This window comes from Paenarthrobacter sp. C1 (genome assembly GCF_049315185.1).
GTDB classification, from domain to species: domain Bacteria; phylum Actinomycetota; class Actinomycetes; order Actinomycetales; family Micrococcaceae; genus Arthrobacter; species Arthrobacter nicotinovorans.
The window spans coordinates 4,367,616-4,388,472 of the sequence record NZ_CP186052.1; the positions used below are offsets into that span (position 1 = coordinate 4,367,616).

Annotated in this window: 17 protein-coding genes; 12 read left to right on the forward strand and 5 right to left on the reverse strand. The window is 64.4% G+C overall.

Annotated elements, in window-relative coordinates; all coding sequences use genetic code 11:
- The first annotated feature begins 14 nt into the window (after nucleotides 1-14).
- The 7 genes from glyA to purU are packed head-to-tail and all read left to right on the forward strand — an operon-like array spanning nucleotide 15 to nucleotide 8,897.
- Nucleotides 15-1,358, forward strand: coding sequence for a serine hydroxymethyltransferase (gene glyA / locus ACNAOU_RS20400; RefSeq protein WP_422757620.1), 1,344 nt, complete (start codon nucleotides 15-17; stop codon nucleotides 1,356-1,358).
- On the forward strand, nucleotides 1,355-2,575 hold the full coding sequence (locus tag ACNAOU_RS20405) for a sarcosine oxidase subunit beta family protein (protein WP_039243264.1): 1,221 nt from the start codon (nucleotides 1,355-1,357) through the stop codon (nucleotides 2,573-2,575). Before glyA ends, ACNAOU_RS20405 begins: the two co-directional genes overlap by 4 nt.
- A 21-nt stretch (nucleotides 2,576-2,596) precedes the next feature.
- A complete protein-coding gene (locus tag ACNAOU_RS20410; protein ID WP_422757621.1) occupies nucleotides 2,597-3,001 on the forward strand; it encodes a sarcosine oxidase subunit delta in 405 nt (134 codons plus the stop codon).
- A gap of 2 nt (nucleotides 3,002-3,003) precedes the next feature.
- Nucleotides 3,004-5,949 (forward strand): sarcosine oxidase subunit alpha family protein, encoded by a 2,946-nt coding sequence (locus ACNAOU_RS20415; protein ID WP_422757622.1) that lies wholly within the window; start codon nucleotides 3,004-3,006, stop codon nucleotides 5,947-5,949.
- Nucleotides 5,942-6,595, forward strand: coding sequence for a sarcosine oxidase subunit gamma (locus ACNAOU_RS20420; RefSeq protein WP_422757623.1), 654 nt, complete (start codon nucleotides 5,942-5,944; stop codon nucleotides 6,593-6,595). The genes ACNAOU_RS20415 and ACNAOU_RS20420 overlap by 8 nt, the downstream gene beginning before the upstream one ends.
- Nucleotides 6,595-7,998, forward strand: a complete 1,404-nt coding sequence (locus tag ACNAOU_RS20425) for an L-serine ammonia-lyase (RefSeq protein WP_018780322.1) — start codon at nucleotides 6,595-6,597, stop codon at nucleotides 7,996-7,998. Before ACNAOU_RS20420 ends, ACNAOU_RS20425 begins: the two co-directional genes overlap by 1 nt.
- Before the next feature lie 2 nt (nucleotides 7,999-8,000).
- A complete protein-coding gene (purU, locus tag ACNAOU_RS20430; protein ID WP_026267513.1) occupies nucleotides 8,001-8,897 on the forward strand; it encodes a formyltetrahydrofolate deformylase in 897 nt (298 codons plus the stop codon).
- Between the two features lie 92 nt (nucleotides 8,898-8,989).
- Here the strand turns inward: purU and ACNAOU_RS20435 are convergent, their stop codons facing one another.
- Complete coding sequence (locus ACNAOU_RS20435) at nucleotides 8,990-10,456, reverse strand: PucR family transcriptional regulator (RefSeq protein WP_422757625.1); 1,467 nt, start codon at nucleotides 10,454-10,456, stop codon at nucleotides 8,990-8,992.
- Between the two features lie 108 nt (nucleotides 10,457-10,564).
- On the opposite strand from ACNAOU_RS20435, the gene ACNAOU_RS20440 reads away from it, so the two are divergent.
- A complete protein-coding gene (locus ACNAOU_RS20440; RefSeq protein ID WP_018780325.1) occupies nucleotides 10,565-12,094 on the forward strand; it encodes a purine-cytosine permease family protein in 1,530 nt (509 codons plus the stop codon).
- Nucleotides 12,091-13,086, forward strand: coding sequence for a polysaccharide deacetylase family protein (locus ACNAOU_RS20445; RefSeq protein WP_422757626.1), 996 nt, complete (start codon nucleotides 12,091-12,093; stop codon nucleotides 13,084-13,086). Before ACNAOU_RS20440 ends, ACNAOU_RS20445 begins: the two co-directional genes overlap by 4 nt.
- A gap of 46 nt (nucleotides 13,087-13,132) precedes the next feature.
- Here ACNAOU_RS20445 and ACNAOU_RS20450 read toward each other — a convergent pair whose 3' ends face one another.
- From ACNAOU_RS20450 to ACNAOU_RS20465, 4 genes are all read right to left on the reverse strand, one after another.
- A complete protein-coding gene (locus ACNAOU_RS20450) occupies nucleotides 13,133-14,365 on the reverse strand; it encodes an IS30 family transposase (protein WP_422757627.1) in 1,233 nt (410 codons plus the stop codon).
- A gap of 87 nt (nucleotides 14,366-14,452) precedes the next feature.
- Nucleotides 14,453-14,956 (reverse strand): DUF456 domain-containing protein, encoded by a 504-nt coding sequence (locus tag ACNAOU_RS20455; protein ID WP_039243275.1) that lies wholly within the window; start codon nucleotides 14,954-14,956, stop codon nucleotides 14,453-14,455.
- A gap of 103 nt (nucleotides 14,957-15,059) precedes the next feature.
- Nucleotides 15,060-16,250: an NAD(P)-dependent malic enzyme gene (locus tag ACNAOU_RS20460; protein ID WP_039243276.1), complete on the reverse strand. Its 1,191-nt coding sequence runs from the start codon at nucleotides 16,248-16,250 to the stop codon at nucleotides 15,060-15,062.
- Between the two features lie 320 nt (nucleotides 16,251-16,570).
- Complete coding sequence (locus ACNAOU_RS20465; protein ID WP_018780171.1) at nucleotides 16,571-17,179, reverse strand: TetR/AcrR family transcriptional regulator; 609 nt, start codon at nucleotides 17,177-17,179, stop codon at nucleotides 16,571-16,573.
- Nucleotides 17,180-17,379: 200 nt separating this feature from the next.
- On the opposite strand from ACNAOU_RS20465, the gene ACNAOU_RS20470 reads away from it, so the two are divergent.
- The 3 genes from ACNAOU_RS20470 to ACNAOU_RS20480 all read left to right on the forward strand — a co-directional run bounded on the left by ACNAOU_RS20470 (nucleotide 17,380) and on the right by ACNAOU_RS20480 (nucleotide 20,856).
- Nucleotides 17,380-18,507 (forward strand): FG-GAP repeat domain-containing protein, encoded by a 1,128-nt coding sequence (locus tag ACNAOU_RS20470; RefSeq protein ID WP_422757629.1) that lies wholly within the window; start codon nucleotides 17,380-17,382, stop codon nucleotides 18,505-18,507.
- 48 nt (nucleotides 18,508-18,555) lie between these two features.
- Nucleotides 18,556-19,701, forward strand: a complete 1,146-nt coding sequence (locus tag ACNAOU_RS20475) for an FG-GAP repeat domain-containing protein (RefSeq protein ID WP_422757630.1) — start codon at nucleotides 18,556-18,558, stop codon at nucleotides 19,699-19,701.
- A gap of 153 nt (nucleotides 19,702-19,854) precedes the next feature.
- The gene (locus ACNAOU_RS20480) at nucleotides 19,855-20,856 is read left to right on the forward strand and encodes an FG-GAP repeat domain-containing protein (protein WP_422757631.1); all 1,002 of its coding nucleotides are present in this window, start codon (nucleotides 19,855-19,857) and stop codon (nucleotides 20,854-20,856) included.
- Nucleotide 20,857 lies beyond the last annotated feature (1 nt).

Here is a 20,857-nt window from a genome sequence, read left to right on the forward strand (position 1 = left end):
CAAAGGAGAACACCATGGTTGAACCCCTGATCCGCCCGCTCGCACAGGCGGACCCGGAGGTTGATCAGGCGATCGCCCAGGAACTCATCCGCCAGCAGTCCACGCTGGAAATGATCGCCTCTGAAAACTTCGCCCCTACGGCTGTCATGGAAGCCCAGGGCTCAGTGCTGACCAACAAGTACGCCGAAGGCTACCCGGGCAAGCGCTACTACGGCGGCTGCGAACACGTTGATGTGATCGAACAGCTTGCCATCGACCGCCTGAAGTCCCTCTTTGGCGCCGGATTCGCCAATGTCCAGCCGCACTCCGGCGCGCAGGCCAACGCTTCGGCAATGCACGCCCTGATCAACGCAGGCGACACCATCATGGGCCTGAACCTCGCCCACGGCGGCCACCTGACCCACGGCATGCGCATCAACTTCTCCGGCAAGCTCTACAACGTGGTCCCGTACGGCGTCCGCGAGGACACCCACACCATCGACATGGCAGAGGTTGAGCGCCTCGCGCTTGAGAACAAGCCCCAGCTCATCGTCGCCGGCTGGTCCGCCTACTCCCGCCACGTAGACTTCGCCGAGTTCCGCCGCATAGCGGACCTGGTGGGCGCGTACCTCATGGTGGACATGGCCCACTTCGCCGGCCTGGTGGCAGCCGGGCTCCACCCGAGCCCCGTGCCGCACGCGCACATCGTCACCAGCACTACGCACAAGACCCTCGGCGGCCCGCGCGGCGGCGTGATCCTGACCAACGACGCCGACATCGCCAAGAAGGTCAACTCGGCTGTCTTCCCGGGCCAGCAGGGCGGCCCGCTGGAACACGTCATCGCCGCCAAGGCTGTGGCCTTCAAGATGGCTGCGGAACCGGAATTCCAGGAGCGCCAGGCCCGCGTGCTGGAAGGCTCCAAGATCCTGGCCCAGCGCCTCCTCCAGGACGACGTCGCCGCGGCCGGTATCTCCGTCGTCAGCGGCGGAACCGATGTTCACCTGGTCCTCGCCGACCTCCGCAACTCCGAACTCAACGGACAGCAGGCCGAGGACACCCTCCACCGGATCGGCATCACGGTCAACCGCAACGCCGTCCCGTTCGACCCCCGCCCGCCGATGGTCTCCTCCGGACTCCGCATCGGCACCCCGGCACTCGCGGCCCGCGGCTTCGGAGCCGAAGAATTCACGGAGGTCTCGGACATTATTGCGACGGCGTTGATCGCCGCAGCGGCCGCAGGCACTTTGGACGACGCGACCGCCGTCGAACTGCGCAACCGCGTGACCGCACTGGCAGACAAGCTGCCCCTCTACCCCAACCTTTCCACGGCCGGAAACGGCGCCGGAACCGAAGCAGAACTGATTGGAGCAGCCCAGTGAGTGCAGACCACCTCCCCGAGCACCCGGACTTCCTCTGGCGCAACCCGGATCCGAAGAAGAGCTACGACGCCGTGATCGTAGGCGGCGGTGGACACGGCTTGGCCACCGCGTACTTCCTGGCCAAGAACCACGGCATGACCAACATCGCCATCCTGGAAAAGGGCTGGCTGGCCGGTGGCAACATGGCCCGCAACACCACGATCATCCGTTCCAACTACCTCTGGGACGAGAGCGCTGCCATCTACGAGCACGCCCTCAAGCTCTGGGAAATCCTGCCCGAAGAGCTGGAGTACGACTTCCTGTTCAGCCAGCGCGGCGTCATGAACCTCGCCCACACTTTGGGCGATGTCCGCGAGAGCATGCGCCGCGTGGGTGCCAACCGGCTCAACGGCGTGGACGCCGAGTGGCTTGAACCGGACCAGGTCAAGGAACTCTGCCCCATCCTTAACACCAGCGACAACATCCGCTACCCGGTCATGGGCGCCACGTACCAGCCGCGTGCAGGCATCGCGAAGCACGACCACGTCGCCTGGGCCTTCGCCCGGAAGTGCGATGAACTCGGTGTGGACATCATCCAGAACTGCGAGGTCACCGGCTTCATCAAGGACGGCAACAAGGTCACCGGTGTCCAGACCACGCGCGGCACCATCAACACCGAAAAGGTGGGCCTCTGCGCTGCCGGCCACAGCTCCGTGCTGGCCGAAATGGCCGGTTTCCGCCTGCCGATCCAGTCGCACCCGTTGCAGGCTCTGGTATCGGAACTGCACGAGCCTGTCCACCCCACGGTGGTCATGTCCAACCACGTCCACGTCTACGTCTCCCAGGCCCACAAGGGCGAACTGGTGATGGGCGCCGGCGTCGACTCCTACAACGGCTACGGCCAGCGCGGCTCGTTCCACGTGATCGAGGAGCAGATGGCAGCAGCTGTTGAGCTCTTCCCGATCTTCGCCCGGGCCCATGTGCTCCGCACCTGGGGCGGAATTGTGGACACCACACTGGATGCTTCGCCGATCGTCGGGCTCACCCCGGTAGAGAACATGTTCGTCAACTGTGGCTGGGGAACCGGTGGCTTCAAGGGAACCCCTGCTGCCGGCCTGACTTTCGCCCACACCATCGCCACGGGTGCTCCGCACCAGCTGAACAAGCCTTTCGCGCTGGAACGCTTCGAGACCGGTGCACTCATCGACGAACACGGCGCAGCAGCCGTGGCCCACTAGCCAGGACAGGACAGGAAAGACATGCTCCTCATTTCATGCCCCAACTGCGGGCCACGCGATGAAACCGAATTCCATTACGGCGGCCAGGCGCACATCGCCTACCCCGAAAACCCGAACGACCTCAGCGACCGCGAATGGGCCGAGTACCTGTTCTACCGCGAGAACACCAAGGGCACTTTCGCTGAACGCTGGGTGCACAGCACGGGCTGCCGGCAGTGGTTCAACATGCTCCGCGACACCGTGAGCTACGAAATCCACTCCATCTACGCAATGGGCCAACCCCGACCCGACATCACCGCGTCGAGCCCCAAGGCCGCACCGGAGAAGCCAGGCGAATTCACCCAGAGCGGCGCTTACGGCCAGGCCGGCGAACCAGGCCTCGCCCCCGGCACAACCACCGCCCCCACCACCTCGGAAGGAGTCTGAAAGTGACCAGCAAGAACGCACGCCTCGCCACCGGCGGACGCATCGATCGCAGCATCGCTTGGCGCTTCACCGTGGACGGCCGGGAATTCACCGGCCACCCGGGTGACACCATCGCCTCCGCGCTGCTGGCCAACGGCCACATCAATGCAGGCAACTCCCTTTACGAGGACCGCCCCCGCGGCATCATGGCCGCCGGCGTGGAAGAGTCCAACGCCCTGGTGAAGATCGCTCCGCGCTTCCCCGGCCACGTTGCCGAATCCATGCTCCCTGCCACCGCGGTTTCGCTGGTGGACGGCATGAGCATCGAACTCCTTTCCGGCCTGGGCAAACTTGACCCCAACGAGGACAAGGCCGAGTACGACAAGAAGTACGTCCACACGGATGTCCTGGTGGTCGGCGGCGGTATCGCCGGATTGGCAGCAGCCCGCGAGGCTGTCCGCACCGGCGCCCGCGTCATCCTGATCGACGACCAGCCCGAACTCGGCGGCTCGCTGCTCTCCGGTTCCACCACGCCAGAGCTTGCCGAGCAGATCGAAGGCAAGCCGGCCCTCGAATGGGTTGCCGATGTTGAAGCTGAACTGGTTTCGGCAGCAGAGTGCACGGTGCTGAACCGCACCACCGCCTTCGGCTCCTACGACTCCAACTACTTCATCGCGGCCCAGAACCGCACGGACCACCTGAGCGTCCCGGCCGCATCAGGCGTCTCCCGCCAGCGTATTTGGCACATCCGTGCCAAGCAGGTTGTCCTGGCCCCCGGTGCCCACGAGCGTCCGTTGGTCTTCGAGAACAACGACCGTCCCGGCATCATGCTCGCCTCTGCTGCCCGCACCTACCTGAACCGCTACGCAGTGACCGCCGGTTCGCGCGCCGTCATCAGCACCACCAACGACTCCGCTTACGCACTCGCCGCGGACCTGAAGGCAGCAGGCGTGGCGGTTGCCGCCGTCGTCGACGCCCGTCCGCAGATCAGCGCGAAAGCAGCCGCCGCCGTCGAGTCCGGTATCCGGGTCCTCATCGGCAGTGCCGTGGCCGACACGTCCGCGGATGAGAACGGCCGCCTGAACGGCGTCACCGTCCGGAGCATCAACGACGACGGCGAACTCACCTCGGGCGTCGAACAGCTGGCTGCCGATCTGCTCGCCGTTTCCGGTGGCTGGAGCCCGGTGGTCCACCTCCACAGCCAGCGCCAGGGCAAGCTGCGCTGGGACGACGAACTTGCCGCCTTCATCCCCGCAGCCCCGGTCCGTGACCAGCAGGTTGTCGGCGCAGGACGTGGCAGCTACGAATTGCAGGATTGCCTGGCTGAAGGAATCTCGGCCGGAGCAGCAGCATCCATTGCCGCCGGTTTCGAATCCGCAACCACCCCGGTGGAACTGCAGGCCCCTGTGGCAAGCGCACCGAGCCGCCAGCTGTGGCTGGTTCCCGGCCAGTCCGGTGAGCCCGGCGAATGGCACCACCACTTCGTCGATTTCCAGCGCGACCAGTCCGTGGCGGACGTCCTCCGCTCCACCGGTGCCGGCATGCGGTCCGTGGAGCACGTGAAGCGGTACACGTCCATCAGCACCGCCAACGATCAGGGCAAGACCTCCGGCGTCAACGCAATCGGCGTCATCGCCGCCGCGTTGAAGTTCGGCGGCGCGGAGAGCGTTCCGGGAGTCGGCGAAATCGGCACCACCGCCTACCGTGCGCCCTTCACGCCCGTGGCTTTCGCAGCCCTGGCCGGACGCCAGCGCGGCGAGCTCTTCGACCCCGCCCGGGTCACGTCCATCCACCCCTGGCACGTTGCCCAGGGTGCCCTGTTCGAAGACGTTGGACAGTGGAAACGCCCCTGGTACTACCCGCAGGGCAGTGAAGACATGAATACGGCAGTCCTGCGCGAATGCGCGGCGGTCCGCGATTCCGTGGGTTTCATGGACGCCACCACGCTGGGCAAGATCGAGATCCGCGGCAAGGACGCGGGCGAATTCCTGAACCGCGTCTACACCAACGCGTTCAAGAAGCTGGCCCCGGGTTCGGCCCGCTACGGCGTCATGTGCACCCTCGACGGCATGATCTTCGATGACGGCGTGACCCTCCGCCTGGACGATGACCGCTACTTCATGACCACCACCACGGGCGGCGCAGCGAAGGTCCTCGACTGGCTGGAGGAATGGCACCAGACTGAATGGCCGGACCTTGACGTTGTTTTCACCTCCGTCACGGAGCAGTGGAGCACCATCGCCGTCGTCGGCCCGAAGTCCCGCGCCGTGCTCGCCAAGGTTGCACCGCAGCTGGCCGCGGATGGCGGCCTCGATGCTGAGGCCTTCCCGTTCATGACCTTCCGCGAGACCACGCTGGCCTCGGGAGTGCAGGCACGCGTTTGCCGCATCTCCTTCTCCGGCGAACTGGCCTACGAAATCAACGTGCCCTCCTGGTACGGACTCAACACCTGGGAAGCAGTCGCTGCCGCAGGTGCAGAGTTCAACATCACCCCGTACGGCACCGAAACCATGCACGTGCTCCGCGCCGAGAAGGGCTACCCGATCGTCGGGCAGGACACCGACGGCACGGTCACCCCGCAGGACGCCGGCATGGACTGGATCGTTTCCAAAGCCAAGGACTTCATCGGCAAGCGTTCCTACCTCCGGGAAGACGCCAGCCGCGAGGACCGCAAGCACCTGGTGAGCGTCCTCCCTGTGGACCACGCGCTGCGGTTGCCCGAAGGCACGCAGCTGGTGGAGAAGGGCATCCCGGTCAACCCGGCAAACGGACCTGTCCCCATGGAGGGCTTCGTAACTTCCAGCTACCACAGCGCCGCCCTGGGCCGCTCCTTCGCCCTGGCGCTCATCCAGAACGGCCGCAACCGCATCGGCGAGACCCTCGTGGCCTCGCTGGGAGACCAATTGGTGGACGTGGTTGTTGGCGAAACCGTACTTTTCGATGCTGAAGGGACCCGCAAAGATGGCTGAAACAGCAACACCATCAGAAACCGTCAACCGCGTACGGGGCGCCCGCCGCAGCCCCGCCGAGCACTTGGCTGACGCCTTCACCTCCGGCTCCGTGCCGGGCACGGTGACGCTCACCGAAATCCCGTACCAGGCCATGGTGGGGATCCGGGTTGACCGGACGTCCGACGCCGGTGCCCGCGTTGCGTCCGTGACCGGCGGCTTGCCTGCCGCTTGCGGTGAGGTGACGGGCGCTGCTGTTGCGGACAAGGGCTCCGTCAACACCTTGTGGCTCGGGCCCACCGAGTTCCTGGTGGTCGCACCGGAAGAAACCCACGACTCCCTCGGCGGTTCCCTGGTCAGCGACCTGACCACGGCCCTGGGAAGCGACGCCGGCCAGGTAGTGGATCTGTCCGCCAACCGCACCACGTTTGAGCTCACCGGCAGCCATGCCCGCGCAGTGCTGGAGAAGACGTGCTCGCTGGACCTGCACCCCCGGGTGTTCAAGGCCGGCACGGCTGTCTCCACCGAACTTGCCCACATCCCGGTGATGCTCTGGAAGACCTCGGATGAGAGCTACCGGATCTTTCCCCGGGCGTCCTTTGCCGATTTCCTGGGACGTTGGCTCCTGGACGCCATGCGTGAATACGCCTCTCCTGAGGTCCCGTAATGGCACTGAGTGTGCTTGATCTGTTTTCTGTGGGCATCGGGCCGTCATCGTCACACACGGTGGGCCCGATGCGTGCGGCGAAGCAGTTCACGGATGGTCTTGAATCATCCGGCCAGCTCCCGGCCACGGTGCGCGTCCAAGCTGAGCTTTTCGGCTCCCTGGGCGCCACCGGCCGGGGCCACGGTTCCGACAAGGCCGTGGTGCTTGGACTGCAAGGCCACTCCCCCGAAACTGTGGACACTGCCACGGCTGACGACCAGGTTGCCGCCGCCGCGCTCGACGCCGAACTGCGCCTGGGCGGGAACCACCGGGTGGATTTCAACTGGGACGAGGACGTGGTCCTGCACCGCCGTAAGTCGCTTCCGGCCCACCCCAACGGCATGACGTTCCGCGCACTGGACCACACCGGGGCAGTGTTGCGGGAGCGCAGCTACTACTCCATCGGCGGCGGCTTCGTGGTGGACGGGGACGCCTCCGGGGCCGACAAAGTCGTAGCGGACGACACCGTGCTTCCGTACCCCTTCACCACCGCTGATGAACTGCTGGCCATTTGCGTGCGCGAAGGCAAGTCCATCTCCGACATCATGCTGGCCAACGAGCTCGTGTGGCGCTCAGAGGAAGAACTCCGCGAAAAGCTGCTGGGAATCTGGGCCGTCATGCAGGAATGCGTGGACAACGGCTGCTCCGCCGAGGGCATCCTGCCTGGAGGCTTGAAGGTCAGGCGACGGGCGCCGTCGTTGTTCAAGACGCTCGCGGCCACCGACGCCGCAAACAAGGCCGACGGGGCTGCATCCAATCCCTCGGACCCCCTCCTCGCCATGGAATGGGTGAACCTGTTCGCTCTGGCCGTGAATGAGGAGAACGCCGCGGGCGGCAGGATTGTCACCGCCCCCACCAACGGTGCGGCCGGTATTGTGCCTGCGGTGCTGCACTATTACACAAAGTTTGTTCCGGGAGCGAACGACGACGGTGTCGTGCGCTTCCTGCTCGCGGCGGCCGCCGTCGGGATCCTGTTCAAAATAAACGCATCCATTTCCGGCGCCGAAGTGGGCTGCCAAGGCGAGGTGGGTTCTGCCTGCTCCATGGCTGCTGCCGGGCTCTGCGAAGTCCTCGGCGGAACGCCTGAGCAGGTTGAAAACGCCGCTGAAGTGGGCATTGAGCACAACCTGGGCCTCACCTGCGACCCCGTGGGCGGACTGGTGCAGATCCCCTGCATCGAACGCAACGCGATTGCCAGCGTCAAGGCAATCAACGCCGCCCGCCTTGCCCTGCATGGCGACGGCAGCCACAAGGTATCGCTGGACAAGGCCATTAAGACCATGCGCGAGACAGGCGCGGACATGAAATCCAAGTACAAAGAGACCTCCCGTGGAGGCCTCGCCGTCAACGTAGTGGAGTGCTGACCATGACTGCCATCCAAACCGAAACCGCCGCTGTTTCTTCCGAGACCACCGTTGAACACGTCCTCACCTTGGACTGCCCCGAAGGACCCGGGATCGTCCACGCGGTATCAAGCTTCCTGCTGGAAAATGGCTGCGACATCATCGACAACAAGCAGTTCGGTGATCGCGCCGAGGGCCACTTCTTCATGCGGGTGCACTTCGCATCCTCCGGAGACGAGTCCACGCTGGACACCCTGCGTACCGCTTTCTGCCCGGTGGGAGAAAAATACTCCATGAACTGGCAGCTTGAGCGCCAGGGTTCCAAGCGCCGGGTTTTGATCATGGTCTCCAAATTCGGGCACTGCCTGAACGACCTCCTGTTCAGGGCGCGGATCGGTGAGCTGCCCATCGACGTGGTGGGCGTTGTTTCAAACCACACCGACCACCAGGGTCTGGCCGAGTGGCACGGGATCCCGTTCTTCCACGTACCCGTCACCGCTGCCACCAAGCCCGCTGCCGAGGGGCGCCTGCTGGAAATCATTGACGAACTCGACGTGGAACTCATTGTGCTGGCCCGCTACATGCAGGTCCTCAGCGACGACCTCGCCCGGAAGCTCGACGGCCGGGCGATCAACATCCACCACTCGTTCCTGCCGAGCTTCAAGGGCGCCAAGCCCTACCACCAGGCATACGCGCGCGGCGTGAAAACTGTTGGTGCCACCGCCCATTACGTGAACGGCGAGCTGGATGAAGGACCCATCATCGCCCAGCAGGTAGTGGAGGTGGACCACACGTTCGGGCCGGACGATCTCGTAGCCGCCGGTCGGGACACCGAATGCAAGGCCCTCAGCAACGCCGTTCGTTGGCACTGCGAAGGGCGGATCATCCTCAATGGGAACAGGACGATTGTGTTGAAGTAAGCCTTGCTGCGCCGAGATCGCGGGTCCGCTGCACGTTCGCCGTTCCGCAACGGCGAAGTGGTCAGTGGACCCGCGAATTGGTGTTTAAGGAGCTACAGCCGCTCCAACCGGGTAGCCAAATGCAACGCTGCAAGCCGCCCCGATCCCCGGGGATCTCCTCCGCACAGCTCAAAGATCCGCTGAAGACGGTGGTGCAAGGACTGCCGCTCCAGGTGCAATTCCCGGGCGGCCTGGGCCGTGTTGCAGCCCGTATCCAACCAGACAGCCAAGGTCCGCATCAGTTCGGACTTCTTCAGGCGGTCATGCTCGACGACGGCACCCAACTGCCGCTGCACAAACCCCTCGCGGGTGGCCGGGTCCAGGGATTCGCCAGCCAGGAGTTCAACGGCGAGGGTGTCTGCATCCACCACTCCGCGTCCAGTCGTATCGAGGTCGAAGGCTCTCCGTGCTTCAGCCAATGACCACGGCGCTTCGGAAATACCCCTGCCCGTCGGGCCCACAGCCACCACGGACCCTGATGGCACGTCGAGTGCCCGCAGCGCTTCCAGCAACACCTGCCGGGTGGCACTCCCGCCCAGGGAGGCGAGCGCGATCAGCTCCGCGTTATTGGCGTAGCTCGCACTGTGCGGGACGCAGCCGCGGAGCAGCGCGTCAACGGCCGGACGCAGATGTCCCGCGCTGGTGGATCGAATCACGACGGCGGCCACTGCACCATCCACGGGGAAGCCTGACGCCGGTCCAAGCTGTTGCAGCTGCCACTCCTGGCTTCCGGAATTGATGGCCCGCATGAGCTCGATGCCTGCCAGTTCCTTCAATCCCGGAGGCATGCGCTGCAGCAGCGCCAGGCCAAGGATGTCCACGGACCGTTCGCCGGCCACGCGCGCGAGGCCGGCATCGCCGCCGTCGGGCATTTTCACCTCGAGCCGAGCGGCAAGGACGCCCCGCACCGGCACGTCCACCACGGTGACGCTGCCGTCGTCGTCGGACGAAAAGGTGCCGCCGGCCGCCCCGAGCGTGAGGCCCGACGGCGAGACCAGCCTGGCGCTGGCGCCTGTCCTTTCGGCCAACACAGCGAGGAGTTGATCGAGTCCGCCGCCGTGGGCAAGTTCGGCGGCCATGGCATGGCTTGCCTGGTCACCGCGCTGGAGGTGCTCTACGGATTCACTCACCAGCAGCGAATTTATTTCCTGCATCACGCCGACGAACGGGACTACCTGACGGAGCTCGATGACTGGCAATCCGGCAGCCTCGGCGACCTCCAACATGGCCGCAGGCACTTCGGGCAGGGCCGGACCCGTCTCGAGGGCCAGTGCAGCGACTCCCCGGGCCGCGAGGTCGCGGACATAGTCAGCCTGCCGTTCTGCCGTCACGCCGGCGAGCGCCTGCCCACCGCTGAGGAGCAGTTCGCCGCCGCTGAGGAGCGGAGCGATGTCCAGGACCTCGCTGGAGTGCACCCATCGGACAGGCCGGGACAGCGCCTCCGGCACGTCATTGAGCAGATTCGGTTCGGCAGATCTGAGGCTTTGGTACTCCAGAGCCGCGCCCAGCAGAATCGGCATGACACTCCGTACGGTTTGGGGTGATTTGTTTAGACACATCGTATCTTGTTGCCGTGATATGGCGCACATACGCTGAAAGGGTCCCTTTCACACACGGAGGCTCTCCCTATGCAAGACAACCTCTCCCCTTCGCCTTCACCTTCAGCGCAGTCTGGGCCAGCAACGGCGCCGGCCCATGACAGCGAAGCCTGGCTCCAACCCATCCCCGAATCAGACCGCACCCGCAAGGTTTCCGGACAGTTCTGGATCTGGGCCGGCGCCAACCTTGCCCCTATCAACTGGGTGCTGGGTGCACTGGGCATCCATCTGGGCCTCGGCTTCGCAGACACCGTGATAGTCCTGGTCCTGGGAAACCTGATCGGCATGCTCTTATTCGGATGCTTCGTCCTCCTTGGACAAAAGACCGGCGCCACAGGAATGGTTCTGGCCCGGGCGGCTTTTGGCCGCCGTGGCAACTACCTGCCGGCAGCGATCCAGGCACTTCTGGTCATCGGGTGGTGCGCCGTCAACACCTGGATCATCCTGGACCTGGTCATGGCGCTCTTCGGAACCCTCGGCTGGGTGGATCCCAACGCACAGAACTACGCTTGGAAGATCGGCGTCGCCACGGCCATCATGGCCGCGCAGGTCGCCATCGCCTGGTTCGGCTACAAAGCCATCGCGGCCTTTGAGAAGTGGACGGTTCCGCCCACCATCATCATCCTGGCCGTGATGTCCGCCGTGGCCTGGTTCGGCATGAAGATCGACTGGGGCTACGCAGGACCGGCCGGCAACATCCTCGAAGGCTCAGAGCGGATCGCCGCCATGAGCGCAGTCATGACCGCCATCGGTATCGGCTGGGGCATCACCTGGTTCACCTACGCCGCCGACTACTCCCGCTTCGTCAGCACCTCGGTTCCCAAGCGCAAGCTCTACCTGGCCTCGGTCCTCGGCCAGTTCATCCCCGTCGTCTGGCTGGGCATCCTCGGCGCAAGCTTGGCCACCAACAGCGGCGAGATCGATCCCGGCAAGCTGATTGTCCAAAACTTCGGAGTCCTTGCCCTCCCCGTACTGCTCATGGTGCTGCACGGCCCCATCGCTACCAACATCCTGAACATCTACACCTTCTCCGTTGCCACCCAGGCCTTGGACATCAACATCAGCCGCCGCAAGCTGAACTTGTTCGTGGGCGTCTTCTCGCTCATCGCCGTCGTGTTCTTCATCTTCCAGGAGGACTTCGCAGCAGTGCTCGACGCCTGGCTGATCGGCCTGGTCGCCTGGGTTGCCGCTTGGGGCGGAGTCATGCTGGTGCACTACTTCTGGCTTGAGAAGCGCTGGCCGGCGAAGGTGGATCGGCTCTTCGACGGCGTCGGCACCCACCGGCTTCCCGTCATCAACTGGGCCGGAATCGTATCCCTCCTGGTGGGCATCTTCTCCACGTGGCTGTTCATGTACGGCCTGGTTCCCGCCATGCAGGGCCCCATCGCCGTCGCCTTGGGCGGTTGGGACCTTTCGTGGCTGGCCGGCGGGCTCACCAGCGCCGCTGCCTACGCGATCCTGGGCCCCCGCGCACACAAAAAGTACCTCCTCGCGGACTCGAACCACGTATCAGTGACACAGCCAGCCGCACCTTCAGTTCCCGAAAGGACCACAGCATGAACCAGACCGCCTTCGCTGATGCGCTCCACCCGATCATGTGGCCCGAGGGCTTCCAGGCCGCGGCGTCCTTCACCTTCGACGTCGATGCCGAGTCCTGCACCATCGCCCATGACCCCTCCAGCACGCGGCGCATGTCCCTCATGAGCCACCAGTCTTATGGGCCAAAGATAGCTGTTCCCCGATTGCTGCAGATCCTGGATCGACAGGACATCCAAGGTACGTTCTTCATCCCGGGGTTCACGGCAGAGAGCTACCCTGACGTGGTGCGCAGGATCGCTGATGCCGGGCACGAAATCGCCCATCACGGCTATCTGCACGAACCAATGCAGGGCATTGATGCCGCCACCGAAGCCAGCTACCTGGATCGCGGCCTCGAGGCACTCGCCAACGTGGCCGGCATCCGTCCGGTGGGCTACCGGGCACCTTGGTGGGAGTTGAACTGGCAATCACCGGCCCTGCTCGCGGACCGTGGCTTCCTCTACGATTCAAGCCTGCTCGACGGCGACGCCCCCTACCGGATGGCCGTCGCCGAGGACGACCCGCGGGACATCGTGGAAATCCCCGTGGATTGGGCACTGGACGACTGGGAGCAATACGGTTTCTACCCTGGAGTCACAGGCAGTGGCGTCATTGAGAGCCCGGCCAAGGCACTTGAGATGTGGACCTTGGAGGCCGAGGCCCACCACTCCCAGGGCAGCTGCTTCGTCCTCACCAATCACCCGTTCATCTCCGGCCGGCCATCCCGCGCCGTGGCCTTGGAACGGCTGATCGAACGGGTCAAGGGCCTGGACGGCATGTGGGTCACCACCTTGGCCGAGATTGCCCGGCACACCAAGGACACAATCCGGGAAGTCCACTCGCACGCCCGGATCGATATCCCACTGTTCCCGGGCGCGGGAGCAACGTTCCGTCCGGCGGAAATCAAGGTGCCCACCGGAGTGCCCACCGGAGCGCCCACCGGGGCGCCCACCGGAGCGCCCGCCCTCCGCTAAAAACATCGCCGAGTTGGCAAAAGATGACGATGTTGAAGCGGCGGTTTCAGCTTGCTAGTGCAACACCATCGATTAGTTTGGTCAGTCTTTCAGTTGGGGTGTCCCATTGGAGTGTTTGACGCGGTCGGATGTTGAGCAGGTGCTGGGTGTGGGCGAGTTCTTCGTCGCTGACCTGGTTGAAGTTCGTGCCTTTGGGGTGGATATCGCGGACCAGTCCGTTGGTGTTCTCGTTCGTGCCGCGTTGCCAGGGTGAGTGCGGGTCACAGAAGAACAGCTGGCAGCCGGTCGCTACTGTGAACTTGGCGTGTTGAGCCATTTCCGTGCCTTGGTCCCAGGTGATCGTTTTAAGGATCGCCTGGGGCAGGGTGTGGATCATTTTCTGCATGACCTCGATGACCGTCGCGCTGTCCCTGGCTCCCGGCAGCCGGCCCAGCAAAGTGAACCGTGAGGAGCGCTCGACCAAGGTGACGATCCCGGAGTTACCGGGACCCACGACCAAATCACCTTCCCAATGGCCGGGCACGGCCCGGTCCTGGACTTCGGCGGGCCGGTCGCTCAGCCGGGCCCCTTCAAGCCAGGGCCTTACGTTCCTGGCAGGCAGCTTTGATTGGGGCTTACGACCGGTCCGGCCCGAACGTAGGGCCTTCTCCACGGCAAGTTCATGCCGCAAGGCACCCCGGCCCTGCACGTAAAGGGCTTGGTAAATTGACTCGTGGGACACGTGCATCTCCGGCTGCTCGGGGAACGTCTTCTTCAGGTCCGCAGCGCTCTGTTGAGGTGAGAAACGCTGGTTCAAGCGTGCCACGACCTCCTTCCACACCGCCGTTCCCGCAGAGAGCTTCACGGGCCGGTTCCGTCTACGGCGGACCAGTGCCCGGTGTTGGGCAACCCCGGCGTCGTAATAGCGCCGGGCCCAATGCTCGATACTGTGTCGGCGGATCTCCCGGGACACCGTTGATGGATGCACGCCCAACTCCTTGGCGATCTGTCGCATGGAACGCGGCTCCGGCAAGCCCAGACAGGCCTTGATATAAGCCCGGTCCTCCAAAGTCAGCCGCCGGTACCTTCGCTCCTTATCCCGCGAAAGCACCTCCGAAGCCATCGGAAGACGCACGCCACCACCAGGGCCGGAGATAAGTTCCATGCCCGCTAGTTTCGCCCAATGCGACACCGCTTGCCGGGACACCCCAGCCGCGGCAGCACTTCGTCCCGTGTCCTCACCCGCCAGCAAGTGCTCATACGCACACGCACGAACCGACCACGGCAACTTCTTGACCATGACACCCCTCCAACTACAGGGGTGTTGCACTAGCCACCTGAAGACGCCAGCTTGGAACTGTCACCTAATGCCAACTCGGCGGGGGTTTTAACCGTTGACGGCGTTGATCCACACTCCGATGATCCACGTGCTCGCGGCTGCGCATGCGAGACCGAACTCCACCAGGATGCCGATACCCGTGGCCTTGAGCGCGGCACCACTTGAACGGACGGCCGTCCGGAAATCACGCGTCCGCTGAACTTCGCTCAGGAGAAGGCCGACGGCGAAGCCCACAAAGAGCCCCACCACGGGAATGACGAACATGCCCACGACACCCAGGACAACCCCGATCAGTACCGACCTGCTCGGAATGCCGTGTTGTTTCAGTTTGCGCCCCGTGAGCACGGCACTGGCTGCCATCCCGGCAACCACAAAGACCATCCCGACGGCGAAAATCACCCAGCCAACCGGACCCGCACCTCCCCAGATAGCCCACGCCAGCAGGCTCGCGCCGATAAGGATGCTGCCGGGCAGAACAGGAATGATGGTGCCGGCCACGCCGACTGCAATGGCCAGGCCGCACAGGATGGTCACGATGAGTTCGGCGTTCATGGCCCAAGTCTATGGGCCGCTGATCCCTGCGCCTTTAACGACAACGACGGCGACGCTCCCTGGCGCGGGAGGCGTCGCCGTCGTCGGTCTTGCGCAGTAGCCGCTATTCGGTGACGGCTGCGGCAACTGCCGCGGTGACCGCGGGTGCCACGCGTGCGTCCAGCGGGCTCGGCACGATGTAATCCGCGGAGAGGTCCTCGGCTGCCAACTCAGCGATGGCGTTCGCAGCGGCGATCTTCATGGCGGGCGTGATCCGGCGGGCCTTGGCATCAAGTGCGCCGCGGAAGATGCCGGGGAATGCCAGGACGTTGTTGATCTGGTTCGGGAAGTCGCTGCGGCCCGTGGCAACAACGGCCGCGTACTTCCGGGCAACCTCGGGCAGGACTTCCGGATCCGGGTTGGACAGTGCGAAGACGATCGACTGGTCGTTCATCAGCTTCAGGTGCTCTTCGTCCAGCTTGGAGGAGGAAACGCCCACGAACACATCGGCGCCCGTCAGTCCCTCGCCGGGACCGCCGCTGATACCGCGGGGGTTGGTGCGCTGGGCCATGCGGGCCTTGACGCTGCCGGGATCGGCCACGAGGTCGGCACGGTCGGCGTTGACTACACCCTTGGAGTCGAGCAGGATCACGTCCTCGATGCCGACAGCAAGGAGGATCTCGGCGATGGCGATGCCTGCGGCACCTGCACCGGAGACAACAACCTTCAGGCCCTTGAGCTCGCGCTGGGTCACCTTGGCTGCGTTGGTCAGGGCTGCGAGGACCACGACGGCGGTGCCGTGCTGGTCATCGTGCATGACGGGGCAGTCGAGGGCTTCGATGAGTCGCTCTTCGAGTTCGAAGCAGCGCGGAGCGGAAATGTCCTCGAGGTTCACGGCGCCGAAGCTGGGGCGGAGACGGACCAAGGTCTCAATGATTTCGTCGACATTGGTGGTGTTGAGTACCAAAGGGATGGAGTCGAGGTCGCCGAAGGACTTGAAGAGGGCGGACTTGCCCTCCATCACCGGAAGCGAGGCGCTGGGGCCGATGTTGCCAAGGCCCAGCACTGCGGTGCCGTCGCTGACCACGACAACCAGGCGCTCGGCCCAGGTGTGGGTGCGGGCAAGCTTGGGGTCCTCGTGGATTGCGCGGCTCACCTGGGCCACGCCGGGGGTGTAAGCGATGGAGAGGTCACGCTTGTTGTTCAGCGGAACGGTGCTGGAAATCGTCAGCTTGCCGCCTTCGTGGGCTGCGAAGATCTCTTCTTCGGTCAGTACCAGGGCGTCGTTGTCAGTTGCAATTGTCTCGATGGACACGTCTTTGTCTCCTCAGGCTAGCCGTGGACCCACGGCATGATTCGGGCAGGAACAGAACTGCTGTGGCGGACCAAGGGTGGCTGGTCCGGCGTTGCTTCTGCAGATAGGGGGCTGCTAGCCGCTTCGGTAGTTCCAGCCTAGGTAAGCGTTGAGGGTACAAGATTCAATACCAAGAGAGACGATTCGAGAGTAAAACGTTCAACCTAGCCAAAATGTGACCCACTACATACAAAAAAGCGCATTCTGACCGCCGCCCGGTCTAGACCACCGGAGGCTGTTGTCATTCGGCCGCCGACTTTGCTTGACCTTTTCGGCCGTGGCTATTCGCCGGTCATGAGTGAGCAGGCGCGCTTAAGGTCCTTCTCCGCCTCAAACAGGGACAACCTCCGGCAACGTACGGCCTGGACCAGGCCGCTGACCAGGTGCAGGAGAATCCTGGCCTTCACAGTGTCCTTGCCCGCATCCTTGCTGAGCGAACCCACCACCTCTTCCGAGAGGGCATCGATCTCCCGCAACAACTGCGCAGTGTCGTCATCCTTGCCCGCCGGGCGGATCAGGCAGTGCTCCACACCAGGTTGCATCACCCGGAGATGGAAGATTTCCATCATCAAACCCGCGAGTGCGTGACCCTTGGCGCCGCGCTGGTGGACGCCCTCCATTAGCTCCCTGAGCTGCTGCCTGTAGACGGCGAGCATGAGGTGGGAGGTGGAGGGGAAGTAGCGGTAAAGGGTTCCAAGCGGGACATCGGCGCGGGCAGCAACGTCGGAGAGGCTCAAGGTATCGAACTGACGCTGGGCGAACCCTGCGGCCGTTTTCAGGATGCGGGCATAGCGCAACTGCTGCCGCGGGGTGGTGGGCGCGGCAGCCATACGGGGAAGCCCCGTGGTCAGGTCAAGGGAGTACGGTTCCAGTGAGTTGGTTACGGGCATTTCCGGCGATCTCTTGGCAGGCTGACAAGGAGGCGGCCGGCCGGCGCGAAGACCACCGGCTGGCCGATCGCATCAATGATACGGGAGCTTCTTGACCGTTCCCTGAGAGTCCCCCGGAGTCCCGGCGGCCGCCGCTCCCGGAAATAGCGGGCCGCCCGCATACACTTTCATGCAGACTTGAAACCCGCAGGAGGAAACGCATGGGGACAATACGACGCCGGATGGCAGCGGCGCTGCTGGCCGCCACAGTGGCGGCCATGGCACTTGGTTCCCTATCGGCGTCGGCAGCGCCCAGCAACGGACCCGATCCCCTGCTCAACGGTCAAGCCTTCGTGGGCAAACAGCTGACCGCAGATATCGGCCCTTACACCTTCTACGGCTGCGGTGGCGGCAAAGGCCCCGACTACTCGATCTACTGGACCCGGGACGGATTCCTGGTGGCCGGGGAGACGACGTCGAGCTACAACCTGGAGGCGGACGACACCGGCTCCAGGATGGCCGTCCACGTTACTGCCAGCAAGACCGCTTGCGGTGGAGAATCCCTGCACAGCGCCGAGACCAGGCCTGTCGGCGCCGTGAACCGTGCGGCAGGGTTCACCGGCAGGAGCTTCGAGCTGCTTGCCAGGGCCTCTGACGGATCGCTGCTTCTGTATGGCCGCAACGGCGCAGGGTGGGATGCTGCGCGGACCGTGGGCTACGGCTTCAACATCTTCAACCTGGCTTTCTCCCCTGGGGACTTCGACGGCGACGGCAAGAGCGACATGATCGTCCGTGATTCCGTGGGCGGCCTCTACCTCTTCAGCGGTGACGGGGCCGGCGGCTGGAAACCGGCACGTGCCATCGGCAACGGCTGGAACATTTTCGACTCCATCATCGGCCCGGGTGATTTCAACGGTGACGGCAACAACGACGTCCTAGCCAGGGAGCCTGGCGGCGCCCTCTATCTGTACCCCGGCAATGGCGCGGGAGGCTGGCTGCCGCGCACCGCCGTCGGAACCGGCTGGAACGTGATGAACGCTTTGGTGACGCCGGGAGACTTCAACGGCGACGGCAATGTGGATCTGCTGGCGCGCGACGGCAACGGATACCTGTTCGTCTACACGGGCAATGGCGCAGGCGGATGGTCGCGCTCATGGATGATCGGCGTTGGCTGGAACGCACTCAAGTACGTTGGCGCTGCCGGCGACTTCAACGGCGACGGGTACCCCGACGTCTACGGCGTGGATCAGCAGGGCCGCCTGCTGACGTACTACAGCGACGGTCGTGCGGGCTGGAAGGGCTCCGAGGCCGTGGGGGCAGGCTTTGGATGGTTCACAGCAATCTTCTAAAAACCCGGACGCTGTACCATTAACTTCATAAAGTCTGGGGAGGACACAATGTACGCTCCATCACGCCTGGGGTCTGGCGTGCGTCGAGCGGTTGCCGCAACAGTGGCTGCGATCGTCGCGGCCATGGTTGTGGGGCCCGCGCCCGCCATGGCCACCATGGATCCCGAACCGCCGGTCATCACCGGTGCGCCCTATGTCGGTTCCACGCTCACCGTCACATGGGATCCCTACGCCTACAAGGGGTGCGGTGCCGGAGCCGGCCCCGACACCCGGCTCTACTGGACCAGGGACGGCGAGGTCGCCACGGACCATCCCACCTGGCCCAACTACGTACTGGGCGAAGAGGACCGCGGTAAAACCATCGCCGCGCACCTCGTGGCCGCCTACCCGTGCGAGGACATGGAAGTAGCGAGCGAGGAGACCGCACCGATCTCGGCCTCCAACCGACCCAACGGCTTCACCAGCCGCGGTGCCTTCGAGCTGCTCGCCCGACGCTCCGACGGCGCCCTTCTCATGTACCCGCGGACCAACAACACCTGGGAACCCGCACGAACCGTAGGCATGGGATGGAACATCTTCCCCACCGTGTTGTCTCCGGGTGACTTCGATGGCGATGGCAACAACGACGTCCTGGGCCGGGACTCGTCAGGTGGCCTCTACCTCTACAGCGGCAATGGTTCAGGCGGCTGGAACGGTCCCCGCAAAGTAGGGACGGGGTGGAATATCTTCACCTCCCTCGTAGCTCCAGGCGATTTCAACAGCGATGGCAACAACGACATCATGGCCCGCGATGCCAACGGCGTCCTCTACCTCTACCCCGGCGACGGACACGGCGGCTGGCTGCCACGAACCGTGATCGGCCAGGGTTGGAACGCGTTGGATGCACTCATCACTCCTGGCGACTTCGACGGCGACACCAACGTGGACGTCCTGGGCCGCGACTCCGCCGGGAACCTCAGGCTCTACAGCGGGAACGGCGCGGGTGGCTGGAGCGGCACGGCAGTGGTCGGCTGGGGTTGGGGCGGCATGAGCAAGATCGGAAGCGCAGGCGATATCAACGCCGACGGAAAGCTGGACGTCTTCGCCGTCGACAGTTCCGGTCAATTGCGTGCCTACTACGGCAACGGCGCCGCCGGATGGACCGGAAGCGCTGTGGTCGGCTGGGGTTGGGGCGGGTTCACCGACCTGTTCTAGTTTCACTTCGTTGAGGGCCCCGTTCGGAGATATCCGGACGGGGCCTTCGTCATAAACGGGGCCCTCTATCCCGGCGCCGCTGCAGGCGGTAGTGTCATCCCAATTGATCTCTTTCGGCCGTCTCCGTGCCGCCTTATTTTCTTGGGGGAATCCTTGGGCTTCAAACCTGCCCTGCGCGCGCCTGCGCGCCGCAGTCCTCGACGACTGCTCACGCTTCTCACTGTTCCACTGGTTGCCGCTGGGCTGCTTGCCTCGGCGCTGCCTGCATCCGCAGCAACAGCGACCTCCGAAACCGCCGCCGTTCAAACAACCTCCGGCCTCGAAACGGCGGATGCCATGCCGATCGAAGCGGCACCCCGCTCCAAGGGCTTCGACGGCGACGGCACCTTCGATCTGTTCGCCCGCGACGCCGCTGGCCGGCTCCTGCTCTACCCCACCGACGGCCGAGGCAATTGGCAGGCTCCGCGTGTCATCGGCAATGGCTGGCACATCTACAACCTGCTCGTGTCACCGGGTGACTTCGACGGCGACGGAACTGTGGACGTCATGGGCCGCGACGGCTACGGACGGCTCTTCCTCTACCAAGGCAATGGTGCCGGAGCCTGGAAGCAGGCCTTCCAGATCGGTCAGGGCTGGCAGGGTTTCGTCAACCTCATCGCACCCGGCGATTTCAACGGCGATGGCACCAATGACATCCTTGCCCAGGACGCAGCAGGCAACGTATTCCTCTACCCGGGAAACGGTCGCGGCGGCTGGCTAGCACCAAGCAAAGTCACTACAGGCTGGCAGGGACTTGATGCTGCCGGCGCAGGGCATTTCTACGGCACACCCGAGGCAGTGGTCCTTAGCCGCACCTGGTGGGGCGACCTGCAGGCACGCTCTTCCACGCGCAACGGTTTCTTCTATGATTACGGAAGCCCCGCCGCCTATGACGGCACCATTGGCAGGGGCTGGGAGGCGCTCACTCGTTTCGGGATTGCCGGAGACTTCAACGGCGATGGCTACAACGATGTTTACGGCATCAGCCCGAACGGCCTACTGACGATGTACCTCGCTGATCCCTCCGGCTTCAGCAGCTGGGGCATCTACGGTTTCAAGTGGAAAGGCCAACCTGTAGTCGGCAGCGGCTGGAACGTCATGAACTACGTCTTCTAGG

Excerpts from the sequence above, each read along its gene's own strand:
- glyA (WP_422757620.1), top strand. The coding sequence starts at position 15 with ATGGTTGAACCCCTGATCCGCCCGCTCGCACAGGCGGACCCGGAGGTT.
- ACNAOU_RS20410 (WP_422757621.1), top strand. The coding sequence starts at position 2,597 with ATGCTCCTCATTTCATGCCCCAACTGCGGGCCACGCGATGAAACCGAA.
- ACNAOU_RS20420 (WP_422757623.1), top strand. The coding sequence starts at position 5,942 with ATGGCTGAAACAGCAACACCATCAGAAACCGTCAACCGCGTACGGGGC.
- ACNAOU_RS20425 (WP_018780322.1), top strand. The coding sequence starts at position 6,595 with ATGGCACTGAGTGTGCTTGATCTGTTTTCTGTGGGCATCGGGCCGTCA.
- purU (WP_026267513.1), top strand. The coding sequence starts at position 8,001 with ATGACTGCCATCCAAACCGAAACCGCCGCTGTTTCTTCCGAGACCACC.
- ACNAOU_RS20435 (WP_422757625.1), bottom strand. The coding sequence starts at position 10,456 with ATGCCGATTCTGCTGGGCGCGGCTCTGGAGTACCAAAGCCTCAGATCT.
- ACNAOU_RS20440 (WP_018780325.1), top strand. The coding sequence starts at position 10,565 with ATGCAAGACAACCTCTCCCCTTCGCCTTCACCTTCAGCGCAGTCTGGG.
- ACNAOU_RS20445 (WP_422757626.1), top strand. The coding sequence starts at position 12,091 with ATGAACCAGACCGCCTTCGCTGATGCGCTCCACCCGATCATGTGGCCC.
- ACNAOU_RS20450 (WP_422757627.1), bottom strand. The coding sequence starts at position 14,365 with ATGGTCAAGAAGTTGCCGTGGTCGGTTCGTGCGTGTGCGTATGAGCAC.
- ACNAOU_RS20455 (WP_039243275.1), bottom strand. The coding sequence starts at position 14,956 with ATGAACGCCGAACTCATCGTGACCATCCTGTGCGGCCTGGCCATTGCA.
- ACNAOU_RS20465 (WP_018780171.1), bottom strand. The coding sequence starts at position 17,179 with ATGCCCGTAACCAACTCACTGGAACCGTACTCCCTTGACCTGACCACG.
- ACNAOU_RS20470 (WP_422757629.1), top strand. The coding sequence starts at position 17,380 with ATGGGGACAATACGACGCCGGATGGCAGCGGCGCTGCTGGCCGCCACA.
- ACNAOU_RS20475 (WP_422757630.1), top strand. The coding sequence starts at position 18,556 with ATGTACGCTCCATCACGCCTGGGGTCTGGCGTGCGTCGAGCGGTTGCC.